This window comes from Campylobacter concisus (genome assembly GCF_003048375.1).
Lineage (GTDB): Bacteria > Campylobacterota > Campylobacteria > Campylobacterales > Campylobacteraceae > Campylobacter_A > Campylobacter_A concisus_T.
The window spans coordinates 681789-697725 of sequence record NZ_CP021642.1 but is presented as its reverse complement, the minus strand read 5'-3'; the positions used below and the strand labels follow the sequence as shown (position 1 = coordinate 697725).

Here is a 15937-nt window from a genome sequence, read left to right as displayed (position 1 = left end):
TGAAATTATATTGACTTAGAGTTAATCACTGGTTAATCAAATAATAAAATTTATTATTTAGTATAAAATTTTGGCTACAAAATAAATTTATCTTGTAGCCAAATGTAGAATTTAGAGATTTGTCTATTTTTTATAAGGTGTAGTTTTGTAGCCTTGCTCGATCAAACTACTCATACCGCCATCTAAATTTATAATCTTAAGATCTGAGCTATCTATCGCTGTAGCTGCTGCTGTGCTTCTTCTGCCACTTCTACAAACAAGAGCGATAGGCTTTTTAATATCAACCGCTTTTGAAAGCTCATCTAAAAATGCACTCTTATTACTTGGATCAAAAGTGATGGTCTTCGCACCAGCTATGATGCCAGTTTCTTGCCATTCAGATGGAGTTCTAATGTCAACGATCTGATCATATTTTTTGATCTCATCTGGACTTATATTAACAGTTTTAACATCAGCTGACAACATACAACAAACGGCTCCTAAAAGTAAAATTTTTTTCATCTACTCTCCTTAAATAAATTTTTGAAATATTAGCATAGATTATTAAATATATAAAATTTTTGTTGATAAATTTTATTGATAGTAAGGTCATACAAATAATTCATTAAAAAAATAAATTTGTTTATATGCCAAACACAACTACTTATAAAAATAAGAATTCTAAATATAAATGATTTAAAGCACTCTATACAAGATTTTTATGAGATAGTATTTAAAGCAGGAGTGGTGTCCCCAGCGAGGTTCGAACTCACGACCTCAGAATTAGGAATTCTGCGCTCTATCCAGCTGAGCTATGAGGACAAATTTGCAAGTTAGTTTAAATTTTTATCCAAGTAGTTAAATTTTAAAGGGCAGATCGCTCTGCCCTATTTTGGCTAATTAGCCATTTCTCTTTTTAATAATCTCTTCACTTACGTTTTTAGGAACTTCTTCGTAGTGATCAAATTCCATAGAGTAAGTCGCACGACCTTGAGTCATTGAGCGAAGATCTGTTGAGTAGCCAAACATTTGAGCAAGTGGACAATAAGCTGCAATGATTTTTACACCATTTCTATCATCCATTGAATTTACTTGGCCACGGCGCTTATTAAGGTCACCGATAACATCACCCATATACTCTTCTGGAGTCTCAACTTCAACTTTCATCATAGGCTCAAGGATAACTGCACCTGCTTTTCTAGCGCCCTCTTTAAAGCCCATAGAAGCAGCAAGTTTAAATGCCATTTCAGATGAGTCAACTTCGTGGTAGCTACCATCAAAAAGTGTAACCTTAACATCTTCAACTGGATATCCAGCAAGAACACCGCTTTGAAGCGCTTCTTTACAACCTTTTTCAACAGCTGGGATATACTCTTTTGGAACAACACCACCTTTGATGTCGTTAACAAATTCAAATCCGCTAGCAGCTGGAAGTGGCTCGATACGTAAGAATACATGACCATATTGACCACGACCGCCTGATTGTTTAGCATATTTATACTCTTGCTCAACTGCCTTACGGATAGTCTCGCGGTAAGCAACTTGTGGTTGACCAACTTCAGCATCAACTTTAAATTCACGAAGCATACGATCAACTATGATCTCAAGGTGAAGCTCACCCATACCACTAATGATAGTTTGTCCGCTCTCTTCATCAGTGCTAACTCTAAAGCTTGGATCTTCTTGAGCTAGTTTTTGAAGAGCGATCGCCATTTTTTCTTGATCTGCTTTTGTTTTTGGCTCAACTGCAACACTGATAACTGGCTCTGGGAAGTCCATTCTCTCAAGGATAACTTTATCTTTTTCACTTGCAAGAGTATCGCCAGTTAGGGTATTTTTTAGACCAACAACAGCGCCGATTTCACCAGCGAAAAGCTCAGTAATCTCTTCACGTTTATTTGAGTGCATTTTTAGTAAGCGGCCGATTCTCTCTTTGCAGTCTTGAACTGTGTTGTAAGCATAGCTACCACTTTCAAGGCTTCCTCTATAAACACGGATAAATGTTAGCTGTCCAACAAATGGGTCAGTCATAATTTTAAACGCAAGAGCGGCAAATTCACCATCATCTGTACTTTCAACAGTCACTTCAGTGCCATCTTCGTAAACACCATTTATCGCTGCGATCTCATCTGGAGCTGGTAAATAATCAACAACAGCATCAAGTAGAGGTTGGATACCTTTGTTCTTAAACGCAGTTCCGCAAAGCATAGGTGTGATAGTCATTCTTAAGCAGCCTGCTTTTATACCTTTTTTGATCTCTTCTTCAGTTAGTTCTTCGCCTGCAAAGAATTTCTCCATCAAGCTATCGTCTGTTTCAGAAACAGCTTCGATTAGTTTTGCGCGGTATTCTTCAGCTTTATCTTTAACTTCAGCTGGAATTTCTTCTTCTACATAGTCAGTTGGCTTTTTCTCGTCATTCCAAACGTATGCTTTCATTCTTACAAGATCAACCACACCTTTAAAGTTATCCTCTGCACCGATAGGAATTTGGATAGGCACTGGATTTGCTTTTAATCTTTCTCTAATCTGCTCTTCAACTCTAAAGAAATTTGCACCAATTCTGTCCATTTTATTGACAAAAACAATTCTTGGTACGTGATATTTATTTGCTTGTCTCCAAACAGTTTCAGACTGTGGCTGAACACCACCAACAGAACAAAATACCGCAACAGCACCGTCAAGAACACGCATAGAACGCTCAACTTCAATAGTAAAGTCAACGTGTCCCGGAGTGTCGATTAGGTTTACTTGGTAGCCCTTCCAAAACGCTGTAGTTGCAGCTGATGTAATAGTAATACCACGCTCTTTTTCTTGCTCCATCCAGTCCATAGTAGCAGCGCCATCATGAACCTCACCTATCTTATGGCTCATACCAGTGAAGAACAAAATTCTCTCACTAGTGGTTGTCTTTCCAGCATCAATGTGAGCCGCAATACCGATATTTCTTACCTTATGTAAAGGCGTTTTTCTCTCTGCCATGCTAATTCTTTCTTACCAGCGGTAGTGAGCAAATGCTTTATTAGCCTCTGCCATCTTGTAAGTATCTTCCTTCTTCTTGAAAGATGCACCTTTTGAATTTGCCGCATCTAAAAGCTCATTTGCTAGTTTATCAACCATTGTTCTTTCGCTTCTTTTTCTAGCAAAAGTTATAAGCCAGCGGATAGCAAGAGCTTGTTGGCGAGCTGGGCGAACCTCAACTGGCACTTGATAAGTAGCACCACCAACACGGCGTGATTTAACTTCTAAAATAGGTTTTACATTTTCGATAGCGTCGTTAAAAACGTCGATGCCTTTAACTTCAGCATTTTTCTTTTCGATAGCTTTAATAGCACCATACATTATCTCTGTAGCGACGCTTTTTTTGCCATCATACATAAGAGAATTAATAAATTTAGTGATTATTTTATTTCCGTAAATCGGATCAGGTAAAACTTCCCTTACAGGAGCTTTTCTTCTTCTCATTTTGATTTTTCCTTCAAATTTTTATGAAATTTTACTCAAACGTTTGCAAATTTAAGCAACGTCTGCGAACCTAATTTTTTACTTTTTTGGAGCAGCAGCGCCAGCTTTAGGGCGTTTTGCACCATATTTAGAACGAGAAACTGTTCTTTTTGCAACACCAGCAGTATCAAGTGCACCACGAACGATGTGATATTTAACACCTGGTAAGTCTTTAACCCTACCGCCGCGAACTAAAACGATACTGTGTTCTTGTAGGTTGTGACCTTCACCGCCGATATAGCTGATGACTTCAAAACCGCTTGTAAGCCTAACTTTGGCAACTTTCCTCAAAGCTGAGTTTGGTTTTTTAGGAGTTGTAGTATAAACCCTAGTGCAAACTCCTCTTCTTTGAGGGCACTCTTTTAACGCTGGAGATTTTGACTTAACAGTCACTTTCTTGCGTTCATTTCTGACCAATTGATTTATGGTTGGCACAATAATTCCTTTCAACTAAATTTATTAAAAAGACCTAATTTTATTTAAAAAAAGCTTAAATAACGGTTAATAAGTTAGACTTATTCATACGTTCCTTTTTTTATAAAACCACTGTCATCTTTTAAAATTTCACCCTTTGCAACGACAAATTTAATCTCAAATTTCTCATCGATTAGCAAAATATCTGCATCGTAATTTTCTTTTATCTCGCCTTTTTTATTTTGTAAGGCAACACTTCTAGCCACATTTGTAGTAAAATATGGCAACGCCTCCTCGATGCTAAAGCCATCTTTTATGAAATTTATAAACTCTTCATATAAGCTCTTAACGCTAGCAATGCCTATTTTTAGTAAATTTCCGTCGCTATCATAGCTAGAGTAGCTACCAAAGCCGTCTGAACTAATGGTTATCTTATTTGTCGGTAAATTTTCTTTTTTGACGCGCTTTACAGCTTCAAGTGGCGTAAGTCCTGGCATGCAGGTAAAGTCGATGTAGCCGCCATCTTTTATAAATTTAAAGCTTTGTTTAAAAAGCTCCTCGTTTCTATTTACGTGCGTTGGTTGAAATAGTGTGATTGGCATGTCGTACTCATTTAGCACTTCATAGATCAAATTTAAGCCCTTTTTGCCGTCACCCATATGAAGCGTGGTGTGGCCTGACTTTGAGCTGATCATACTAGCCACTCTGCCAGCGGAGACTATGTGAGCGAGCTCATCTTTGCTTACACTTGATGAGCGGTGGTCGCTTATGGCTAGTTTTGTGCCGATTATGGGATCAACAAAGACAATATCTTTTTCAATCTCGCCAGTTATGGTTGGCGTTTTAGAGCTGTATGCGCCGGTGTGAGCGTAGCATGTGATACCCTCGTCGTTTAGCGCGTGTGCTTTTGCGACTAAATTTTCAACGCTTCTTGTCGTGCTGTCAGTTCCAAGTAGTCCTACGACTGTCGTTATGCCAGCTTCTATTAAATTTGATAGCATGATCTCAGGCACCCTAGTCTTAAAGCCGCCCTCTCCGCCGCCTCCAGTGATATGCACATGCTTATCGATAAGGCCTGGTATGGCTACTAAATTTGAAGCGTCGATCACCTTTACATTTGGTAAATTTGGCTCTAAATTTTCAGCTATGCAGACGATCTTACCATTACATATAAATATATCTTTTTTACCAAGAAATTTTGGCGAGTAAATTTTGACGTTTTTTATAAGTATCATTTGGCGTCCTTATTTATCTTAGCTATGCCGATGCCAGTGAGTGCTAAAATGATAGCAAAGACAACGCCCATGTAGTTTAAAATAGCCCATGGCAAATAATCTACCGTTGGCACTCCAAGTGTAGCAGTCATATATGCGCCAGCTGCTGACCAAGGGATAAGTGGGACGATCACGGTGCCAGAGTCTTCAAGTGTTCTTGAGAGGTTTTTGGCTGCTAAATTTTTCTCTTTATAAAAGTCTTTAAACATCTCGCCAGGGATGAGGATAGAAAGATATGAGCTACCTGTGACAAATGCGACAGTTAGGCATGAGCCGATAGTCGAGATGATGACGCCTGCTGTTGATTTGACCCTTGCCATAATGGTGTGAAGTACCTTTGTAAGCATACCAGTTTTTGAGATGATGCCAGCAAAGCCCATAGCGCAGATGACTAGGATAGTGGTTGAATTTACCGAGCTCACGCCGCCTCTATTTAGAAGCTTAGTGATATCCTTTGAAAACTCCATATTAATGCCGCTCATCGTGACGTTAAAACCAGTCATCACTGAGATAAAGCCGTTTTTAAAGCTAAAATCTTGAACGATAACGCCAAGAAGCACTGAAAATAGCGAAGCTATGATCATGACAGGTATAGTTGGCCACTTTAGCACCGAGCCAGCCAAGACAAAAAGCACAGGCAAAAGCAAGATGATGTTCCAGTGAAAAATTTTATCAAGCTGACCTTGAAGTGCCAAAACCGACTCTGAAACATTTGCACCACTACTTGCCGCCTCGCTACCAAAGAATAGATAAGCTGCTATTGCAACGATAGTTGCTGGGATAGTCGTATAAAACATGTGTTTGATGTGCTCATAAAGCTCTGAGCCAGCTGCTATCGGAGCTAGATTTGTCGTGTCTGAGAGCGGGGAGAGTTTATCGCCAAAGTATGCTCCTGCGACTACCGCACCAGCAGTTGCTGCTAAATTTACATCAAGACCTTGAGCTATGCCCATAATAGCCACGCCAACTGTGCCAGCAGAACCCCAAGATGTGCCAGTTACGGTTGAGATGATAGCTGCGATGATAAACGCTGTAAAGACGAGGTACTCAGGACTGATAAGATCCACGCCGTAGTAGATGATCATAGGGATGGTGCCTGAAAATACCCACGAGCCAATAAGCAGACCGACTGCCCAAAGTATCATAAGTGCTGGCAGTGAGCTTGAAATTTTCTCTATTACCCCTTCTTGAAGCTCGCTCCAGCTATATCCTAGTCTCCAAGCGATGCCACCAGCCACAAGGGCTGCTATCAAAATGATCGGCTCAACCTTTAGTTTCATATAACCAACGCCAAGCGCAAGGCCTACGATCATAACCAAGATAGGCGTAAGGGCTAGCAGAAACGAAGGCTCTTTTTTTATAGAGTTCATCATGTGTCCTTTAAATTTGAGATACTTTTGAATTTAAAGGCTATAAACTTAAATTGTTATAAAAAAATAAAATAAAATTAAAATTTAAACAAAACGTGTGAAAATTTAGCACATCTGATATGTGCTAAATTTAGATCAGTCTTGCTTGATAGCGTATTTGCCACTACCAGTCGAGATGATGCAAAGTGACATAGCGATATAAAGATATATAAGCTCTGCTTTAAAGCCATTTACATTAGTTAGCTCAAGTAAATTTGACAAGCCAAAATACGAATACAAAATGACAAGACTAGAGCCAAAAACTAGGAGCGCGCCAAGCCTTGAGTAAAAACCAACAGCGATCATTATAGGGGCTAAAACCTCGCTAAGATAGGCAAAATACGCCAAAAAGCTAGGTAGTCCAGCATCAACTAAAATGCTCTTTACGCCGCCAACTCCGTGTAAAATTTTGCCAAAGCCGTGCATAAAAAGGCAAATTCCAAGGCCTAAGCGCAGAAACAAAAGTCCAAGATCGACATTTTTCATAATATCTCCGTTACATATTTTTAGTTATGGATTTTATTTAATATTGATTAATGGCTTGTAAATTTTGAAATTTTGTAAATTTAAGTGGGTAAATTTATAAGAGGTTTAAGCCCCAAAAGCGGGGCTTAATATATTAGTTTTCTTTGATCTTTATCTTTTTATCTTTATAAAAACCAGTACCAACTGGGATCATACGTCCAAGGATGACGTTCTCTTTTAGATCTTCAAGATAGTCAAATTTAGCAGCGATTGACGCTTCTGTTAAGACCTTAGTTGTCTCTTGGAATGACGCAGCAGAGATCACACTATCACTTCCGATGGCCGCTCTTGTGACACCAAGAAGGATCGGCTCAGCGATAGCTGGCTCGCCACCCATCTTCATGATGCGCTCGTTCTCTTCTTTAAATTTGTTTCTTGAAACCATGTCGCCAACGATGAAATTTGTATTTCCGCTATCGACGATTTTGACTTGGCGAAGCATTTGAGAGACGATGATCTCGATGTGCTTATCAGCGATCGCAACACCTTGGCGACGATAAACTTGCTGAATTTCACTGATCAAATAGTAGTGAAGTGCCTTTTCACCAAGAATTCTTAAGATATCGTGACTTGAGATAAGTCCGTCTGTTAGCTTCTCGCCAGCATGAACAAATTCGCCGTCTCTTACTTGGATCTGGCGGCTCTTCTCGATCAAATACTCAGCTGTCGTGCCATCTTCTGCTTGGATGATGATGCGCTCTTTTGAGCGAAGTGGCTTGTCAAATCTAACAACGCCGTCGATCTCTGCAACGATAGCTGTATTTTTAGGGCGTCTTGCTTCAAATAGCTCACTAACTCTTGGAAGACCACCGGTGATATCTTTTGACTTAGCAACAGCTTTTGGAGTCTTAGCCAAAATGTCGGCCTGAGCTACTTCATCGCCACTTGAAACAAAGATCGCAGTTTTTGGATCAAGCGGATACTTGATCAAATGTCCGCTCTTTGTAGTGATAATGATCGCTGGTTTTACGCCACTTGGTAAATATTCGTTGATGACAAGACGTCTTTGACCAGTTGCCTCGTCAGCTTGCTCAGTCGCACTATATCCTGGCTCGACATCTTCAAAGCTAACCACACCAGCCTCTTCTGCAATAGTTGGAGTTGAGTATGGATCCCACTCAGCGATTATTAGCTTGTCATCTTTTTCAGGTAGTGAGACTACTGTCGCTCTTTCTACCGCATCATTATCTGATACTTGGATGATAGAATTTCTTGGGATGTAGTGGCGAACTGCCTCGCGTCCATCCTTGTCAGAGACGACAACAAAGAAGCCTTTTTCAGTTACTTTGTGACCTTTTTTGATATCTTTTAGTCTATCAAGGAAGTCACCTTTTAGTATGAAAAATTTAACCACACCATTTGCATCTGCTGTGATCTTTCTAGTTACTGGATCGCCATCTGAAATTTTAAGCTCACTAGCATAAGGGATACGATTTGGAACGTTCCAACCCTCTTTTATAATCTCGACGATACTTTCGTTTTCTTTTACTTTGTCGCCATTTGCATAAGGGATATACATCTTACCTTCGATCTTACCGCTAACGCCAGCTAGTTCGTTTGGTTTAGCAAGGTCGTTTCTTCTAATTGTATATTTAACCTCTTCTTTTTTGCCCTTGATTACAATATTTACATCTTCGTGGGCATATTCGATCTCGATTTTACCATCAATTGTTGATTTTATCTTTGGCTCAACAAGTAGTACAGCTGCACTTCTTCTGTTTGCAACGATCTTTTTGCCGTTGTTCTCGTATGTGCTAAGGTTGTAATATCTAATAAAGCCCTCTTTTTGAGCGATGACTTGGCGGTCTTGTTGTTCAGTAGAAGCCGTACCACCGATGTGGAACGTTCTTAGCGTTAGCTGAGTACCTGGCTCACCGATTGATTGAGCTGAGATGATACCGACAGCCTCGCCTGGTTTTACAAGTTTGCCCTCGCCCAAATTTAATCCATAACATTTTGCACAAACGCCCTTTGGCGCCTTGCACGTGATAGGTGTTCTAATGCTTACTGATTTTATGCCAGCTTCTGTTATAGCCTTAGCTTTCTCCTCGTCAAGCAATGTGCCTTCGCTAAATAAAATTTCATTTGTTATAGGATCGATCACATCATCTGCTAAAACACGGCCCAAGACTCTCTCTTCAAGGCTCTCTATTAGCTCGCCGCTCTCTGTGATATCTGTGATCTCAACACCCTCGTGCGTACCGCAGTCGTGCATTGTGACTTTAACGTTTTGAGCAACGTCGATTAGCTTTCTTGTTAGGTAACCAGCGTTGGCAGTTTTTAGCGCGGTATCTGCAAGACCCTTTCTAGCTCCGTGGGTTGAGTTGAAGTACTCCATTATGTTTAGACCTTCACGGAAGTTTGAAATGATCGGCGTTTCGATGATCGAGCCGTCCGGTTTTGCCATAAGACCACGCATACCAGCTAGCTGGCGAATTTGCGCTGCACTACCTCTCGCACCTGAGTCAGCCATCATATAAATTGAGTTAAATCCGCCCTTGTCACTTTGGATAAGCTTCATCATCTCGCTTGCAACGCTGTTATTTGTATCTGTCCAGATATCGATGATCTTGTTGTATCTCTCACTATCTGTTAAAAGACCAGCGCCATATTGCTTTTGAATTTCACGAACTTTTTTCTTAGCTTCATCGATATATTTTTGCTTGCTATCTGGCACGATGATGTCTGCGATAGAGATAGAAATTCCCGCTTTCGTAGCATATCTAAAGCCTAAATTTTTAAGCTTATCAAGGAAGTCGGCCGTTACTTCAAGGCCGCCATTTCTATAAACATAATCAACCAAATTTGCAATGTCTTTTTTCTTCATGATCTTATTCCACATATTTTCAGGGACAAAATCAGGAAGTATCGCTCTTAGGATCAAGCGACCGGCTGTTGTGAAGATGATCTTGTTATCAACCATTGTCTTAATTTTAGCGTGAAGACCAAGAGTGTTAGCCTCTTCAGCGATCATTACTTCATCAACGCTTGAGAAAATTTTATTTGCACCTTTTTCATCGTTTCTCTCTAGGCTTAGGTAATAAATTCCCAAAACCATATCTTGTGAAGGAACTGTGATAGCCTTACCACTTGCAGGAAGCAAGATATTCATTGAGCTAAGCATCAAAATTTTACACTCAGCGATAGCTTCCTGCGATAGTGGTACGTGAACAGCCATTTGATCGCCGTCGAAGTCAGCGTTGAACGCCGCACAAACTAGTGGGTGAAGCTGGATCGCCTTACCTTCAACAAGAACTGGGTGAAACGCCTGGATAGAAAGCTTATGAAGTGTCGGAGCACGGTTTAGCATGACTGGATAGTCTTTAACGACCTCTTCTAAGCACTCCCAAACCTCATTTGTCTTATCTTCTATCATCTTTTTAGCTTGCTTAACGGTTGTCGCATAGCCTTTTTCTTCAAGGCGAGCAAGCAAATGTGGCTTAAATAGCTCTAAAGCCATCTTCTTTGGAAGACCACACTGATCCATCTTTAGCTTTGGACCAACGACGATAACAGAACGTCCAGAGAAGTCAACACGCTTACCTAGCAAATTCTGACGGAAGCGGCCTTGCTTACCTTTGATGATCTCACTTAGTGATTTTAGTGGGCGCTTGTTTGCACCTTTTACTGCATTTGCTCTACGGCCATTGTCAAATAGCGCATCAACAGCCTCTTGAAGCATTCTCTTTTCGTTTCTGATAATGATCTCAGGTGCGTCAAGCTCAAGTAGGCGTTTTAGACGGCTATTTCTATTTATTACACGGCGATATAGATCATTTACGTCTGAAACAGCAAATTTACCGCCATCAAGATTAACAAGTGGTCTAAGGTCAGGCGGAAGAACTGGTAAATTTGTTATCATCATCCACTCTGGGCGGTTGCCTGAATTTAAAAAGCTCTCAATAACCTTTAGACGTTTTACGATAGTCTTTTTCTTGGCCTCAGAATTTGTAGCCTCCATCTCTTCTTGTAGCTGATTTAAAATTTGAGTTAGATCAAGCTCAGCTAGCATATCATAGATGACCTCGCCACCCATTCTAGCACTAAAGCCAGTTTCTTCATATCTTGAAGCTAGGCTTTGATATTGCTCCTCGTTTAAAACGTCATATTTTTCAACTTTTTTAGAATTTTCATTGTCATAATAAGCCTCGCCAGCGTTATCAACAATGTATGCCTCATAGTAAAGTACGCGCTCGAGGTCTTTCATCTTGATACCAAGAAGCGCACCTATACGGCTTGGCAAGAAATTTACATACCAGATATGAGCCACTGGAGTTACAAGCTCGATGTGACCCATGCGAGAGCGACGAACTTTAGATGTTGTTACTTCAACGCCACACTTTTCGCACTTAATACCCTTATAACGCATCTTTTTATATTTACCACAAAGACACTCGTAGTCGCGGATCGGTCCAAAAATTTTGGCACAAAACAAGCCGTCACGCTCAGGTTTTAGCGTGCGGTAGTTGATAGTTTCTGGTTTTTTAACCTCGCCATAGCTCCAAGATTTTATCTTCTCAGGACTTGCTAAACGAAGTTGGAAAGCTTCAAAATCACGAGGTCTATGCTCTTCTTTTATCTCAACTGGTTTTAAATTAGTTAGTTTCATTTGTCTCATCCTCATCATATACTTCCACATCAAGAGCTAGTGATTTTAGCTCGTTTGTTAGAACAAAGAACGTCTCAGGGATACCAGTCTCAGGAACGTTTTCGCCTCTTGTTAAAGCTTTGTAAGCAGAGAGTCTTCCCTCAACATCGTCTGATTTTACAGTTAGCATCTCTCTTAGTGTATGAGCAGCGCCATAAGCCTCAAGTGCCCAAACCTCCATCTCACCAAACCTTTGACCACCAAATAACGCTTTACCGCCGACAGGTTGTTGTGTAACAAGACTGTATGGTCCAGTACTTCTTGCGTGAACTTTTTCATCAACCAAGTGGTGAAGTTTTAGCATATACATACAACCAACATTAACGCGTTCTCTTATCTTTGAGCCTGTGCGTCCGTCATATAGCTCAGTTTTACCATCACTATCTATCTTTGCCATCTCAAATAGTTTTGCAAATTCGTCAGCTTTAACGCCTTCAAAAATCGGAGTTGCAAATCTTACGCCATTGCTCCAATCTTTTGCATACTCAAGAAGCTTCTCATCGCTCATCTTGCCAAGAGCTTTTTTAGCGTCCATTAGCTTAGCAACGCTTGCGATCTCTATCATCTTAGCTCTTAGCTCTTTTATCCACTCGCCTTTTTTGGTCTCAAAAATTTCATTGATCTGCTCGCCTAAGCGGTAGCCAACAAGACCAAGGTGGCTCTCCAAAATTTGACCGATATTCATACGGCTTGGAACGCCTAGTGGGTTTAGCACGATATCTACGATCTGTCCGCTTGGAAGATAAGGCATATCGACTTCTCTAACTATATTTGAAACGATACCTTTGTTGCCGTGACGTCCAGCCATCTTATCGCCAACTTTTAGTTTGCGTTTTGTAGCTATATAAACTTTTACAAGTTTTACAACGCCGCTTGGTAAAATGTCATCTTTTTCTAAAATTTCTATCTTAGCGTCGTGCTCTTCTTTAAGCTTTTTCTTCTCATTTTGGAAGTAATTTTTTAGCTCGTCATATTTCTTTTGGATATCTTTTGAAAAGCTCTTTACTATAGCATTTAGGGTAAATCTATTGATATTCTCAAAGTCAGCCTTGTTGATCTTTGAGCCTTTTTTATACTCTTTTTTATTTACCTCTTGATCGCTCGCTAGTGGGTTTTTAGAAAGAAGCGCTGTAACTTTTAGCATCTCTTCGCGGTCTAGCATAAGCAGTCTATCATGGTGCTCTTTTTCTAAAAGCGTCTTCTCTTCTTCATAAGCCTTATTTGTTCTGCTATCTTTTTCATAACCTTTTTTGGTAAAAATTTTAACATCAACAACCACGCCTTCCATTGAAGCTGAAGCATAGAGTGATTTATTTACAACGTGACCAGCTTTTTCGCCAAAGATCGCACGCAAAAGTCTTTCTTCTGGAGTTGGCTTAACTTCACCTTTTGGAGATACTTTACCAACAAGGATCATGCCAGGCTTAATCTCTGTACCGATTTTAACGATACCGCTTTCATCAAGGTGCATAAGCTCCTCTTCTTTGACGTTTGGTATATCTTTTGTTATCTCTTCAACGCCGTCTTTTAGCTCACGAGCCTCAATCTCTTTTTCATAAATATGAACGCTTGTAAAGGCATCTTCACGTATCATTTTTTCACTAATAACGATCGCATCCTCGTAGTTGTAGCCATTCCAAGGCATAAATGCGATTAGTGCGTTTTTACCGATAGCTAGCTCGCCCTTTTCCATGCTTGGACCATCAGCTATGATTTGATTAGCAACGATCTCGTCGCCTTTTTTAACGATCGGATGTTGTGAAAATGTCGTATTTTGGTTTGTTCTTAAATTTTTCTCTAAAGAGTAGTGATCGATATATGGACCAGCTTCATCTTCACCAAGGATAAAGATGTTTTTATTATCAACCTTTTCAACCACGCCTCCACGTTTTGCTTTTACGCTCTCCCAAGCATCTCTTGCGATAACACTCTCCATACCTGTTCCAACGATAGGAGCAGTTGAACGAAGTAGTGGCACTGCTTGACGTTGCATGTTTGAACCCATAAGCGCACGGTTAGCGTCGTCGTGCTCTAGGAAAGGGATAAGCGAAGCTGCAACACCAGCTATCATACCAGAGCAAAGGTCGATCAAGGTAACATCTTCTCTACGAGCAAGCATCATCTCGCCCTCTTTTCTAACCTCGATCAAGTCTTCAACAATATGTCCGTTTTCATCAAGTTTAGTTGATGCTGGAGCTATAACATTGCCCTCTTCTTGTGTCGCTGTTAGATAGACTATCTCATCAGTCACTTTGCCATCGACGACTTTTTTATAAGGCGCCTCAACAAAGCCAAGGTCATTTACTTTTGCATAAGTTGAAAGGGTGTTAATAAGACCGATATTTTGACCTTCTGGAGTCTCAACCGGACAAATTCTGCCGTAGTGAGTTGGGTGAACGTCACGCACCTCAAAGCCAGCACGCTCTTTTACCAAGCCGCCCTCGCCAAGCGCAGATAGACGGCGCTTATGAGTAACCTCACTAAGTGGGTTTGTCTGATCCATAAACTGACTTAACTGACCGCCTGTGAAAAATTCCATAATTGTTGCTGTGATCATTTTTGGATTGATAAGATCATAAGGCATGATCTCGTCAGTGTTATTGCTTAGGCTTGTAAATTTATCACGTATAGCCTTTTGCATCTTAACAAAACCAAGGTGAAGCTCACTAGCAAGTAGCTCGCCGATAGATCTTATACGGCGGTTACCAAGGTGATCGCGGTCGTCAATGTGACCTTGTCCGTTTTTAACTTTTATAAGATATTTTGCAGTTTTGATGATATCTTCACTAGTTAGTAAGGTAACGTACTCTGGCACATCAAGCGAGAGCTTGTGGTTCATCTTCATACGACCAACTTTTGTTAAGTCATATCTTTCAGGATTAAACAATATATCATTTACAAAGCTTTTTGCAGCCTCTTTAACTACTGGCTCGCCAGGTCTCATGACCTTGTAAATTCTAATCGCAGCAAGGTCATTTTCATCATCTACACCCTCAGTTTGTTTTAAAACCTTAAGCATGTCGTTGTCGGCGATAAATGAATTTATGATAGCGTCATCAACGCCAGCAGCAGAGTTGTTTATAATATCAATACTTTCATGCTCAGCTAAAATTTTTGCAAGTTTATTCTCATCAAGAGCAGATAGTGTGTCATATAAAATTTCGCCGCTTTCTGTGTTTATTACAGGGTTTGCCAAATATCTACCTATAAGTGCTTCGATCGGATACTCGACAAATTTAACGCCATCTTCAATTAATTTATCAGCTTTTTTCTTTGTTAGACGCTTGCCGGCTTGGTGAAGAACCTCTCCATCTTCATTTTTTATATCATACTCAACTCTTCCTAGATAATCCTCTGGATTGAAAAGAGTTAAAAATTTATTATTTTTAATAACTAAATTTTGTATCGGATAAAATAGCTTAATAATGTCTTGTTTTTTATATCCTAATGCCCTAAACAAGATAGTTACAGGCACTTTTCTGCGCTTATTTATCCTAACATATAAAATATCTTTTGTATCATATTCAAAGTGCAACCAAGAGCCACGATCTGGGATTATTTGAGCTGTGTAGATAAGTTTGTTTGCAACAGTCGCACTCTCTTCTTGCTTGAAGATAACGCCAGGGCTTCTATGGAGTTGATTTACAACAACACGCTCAACACCATTTATAATAAATGAAATTCTATCTGTCATCAACGGAATTTCACGTATAAAAATTTCTTGCTCTTTTATATCTTTAACGCCAACTTTATCACCAGTCTTATCATCTTTTTCATGGACGATAAGGCGTATTTTCATTTTTAAATTTACAGAGTATGTAAGACCTCTTTCTATGCACTCTCTGATTGTATATTTTGGTTTTCCAATCTCTGAGCTAACATATTCTAAAGTCAAACGATTTTGCGGATCATGTATAGGGAAAATCGACTTAAAAACTTTTTCAATACCGCTTTCTGTCTGATTGTTATTTAGATTTAAAAAATTATCAAAGCTCTTTTTTTGTAGTTGTAGTAGGTTCGGAACGTCTATCTCTTTAACGACATTAGAGAAGTCAACTCTAAGACGATTTCCTGAGTATAAGCTATTTAACATTGCATCTACCTCGTGGTAATTTTGAAAGAAAAGTATAGCCTTTTACAAGGCATCTAAAATTTAAAAAAGAGAGAGCCTCTGCTCTCTCTTGAAA

General features: G+C 39.8%; 9 protein-coding genes and 1 tRNA gene. All 10 read right to left on the bottom strand.

Features of this window, described 5'->3' with window-relative positions; translation table 11 throughout:
• Positions 1-123: 123 nt before the first annotated feature.
• The 10 genes from CCS77_RS03485 to rpoB all read right to left on the bottom strand — a co-directional run bounded on the left by CCS77_RS03485 (position 124) and on the right by rpoB (position 15843).
• Entirely contained in the window at positions 124-501 is a 378-nt protein-coding gene (locus CCS77_RS03485; RefSeq protein WP_103606019.1) for a rhodanese-like domain-containing protein, read from the bottom strand.
• 223 nt (positions 502-724) lie between these two features.
• Positions 725-801: transfer RNA gene (locus tag CCS77_RS03480), tRNA-Arg, on the bottom strand.
• Positions 802-879: 78 nt separating this feature from the next.
• Complete coding sequence (gene fusA / locus CCS77_RS03475; RefSeq protein ID WP_021090006.1) at positions 880-2958, bottom strand: elongation factor G; 2079 nt, start codon at positions 2956-2958, stop codon at positions 880-882.
• A 12-nt stretch (positions 2959-2970) separates the two neighbouring features.
• Positions 2971-3441: a 30S ribosomal protein S7 gene (rpsG, locus tag CCS77_RS03470; protein WP_002941142.1), complete on the bottom strand. Its 471-nt coding sequence runs from the start codon at positions 3439-3441 to the stop codon at positions 2971-2973.
• Between the two features lie 78 nt (positions 3442-3519).
• On the bottom strand, positions 3520-3915 hold the full coding sequence (gene rpsL, locus CCS77_RS03465; protein WP_002941121.1) for a 30S ribosomal protein S12: 396 nt from the start codon (positions 3913-3915) through the stop codon (positions 3520-3522).
• Positions 3916-3995: 80 nt separating this feature from the next.
• Positions 3996-5129 (bottom strand): beta-aspartyl-peptidase, encoded by a 1134-nt coding sequence (gene iadA / locus CCS77_RS03460; protein ID WP_107916572.1) that lies wholly within the window; start codon positions 5127-5129, stop codon positions 3996-3998.
• The gene (nhaC, locus tag CCS77_RS03455) at positions 5126-6538 is read right to left on the bottom strand and encodes a Na+/H+ antiporter NhaC (protein WP_107916571.1); all 1413 of its coding nucleotides are present in this window, start codon (positions 6536-6538) and stop codon (positions 5126-5128) included. Before nhaC ends, iadA begins: the two co-directional genes overlap by 4 nt.
• Positions 6539-6673: 135 nt before the next feature.
• Positions 6674-7063 carry a DoxX family protein gene (locus tag CCS77_RS03450; protein WP_009294512.1) on the bottom strand — a complete coding sequence of 130 codons (390 nt, stop codon included), beginning with the start codon at positions 7061-7063 and terminating at the stop codon, positions 6674-6676.
• Between the two features lie 133 nt (positions 7064-7196).
• Positions 7197-11711 (bottom strand): DNA-directed RNA polymerase subunit beta', encoded by a 4515-nt coding sequence (gene rpoC / locus CCS77_RS03445; protein WP_103643119.1) that lies wholly within the window; start codon positions 11709-11711, stop codon positions 7197-7199.
• Positions 11698-15843 (bottom strand): DNA-directed RNA polymerase subunit beta, encoded by a 4146-nt coding sequence (rpoB, locus tag CCS77_RS03440; protein ID WP_103608434.1) that lies wholly within the window; start codon positions 15841-15843, stop codon positions 11698-11700. The genes rpoC and rpoB overlap by 14 nt, the downstream gene beginning before the upstream one ends.
• Between the last annotated feature and the right edge of the window lie 94 nt (positions 15844-15937).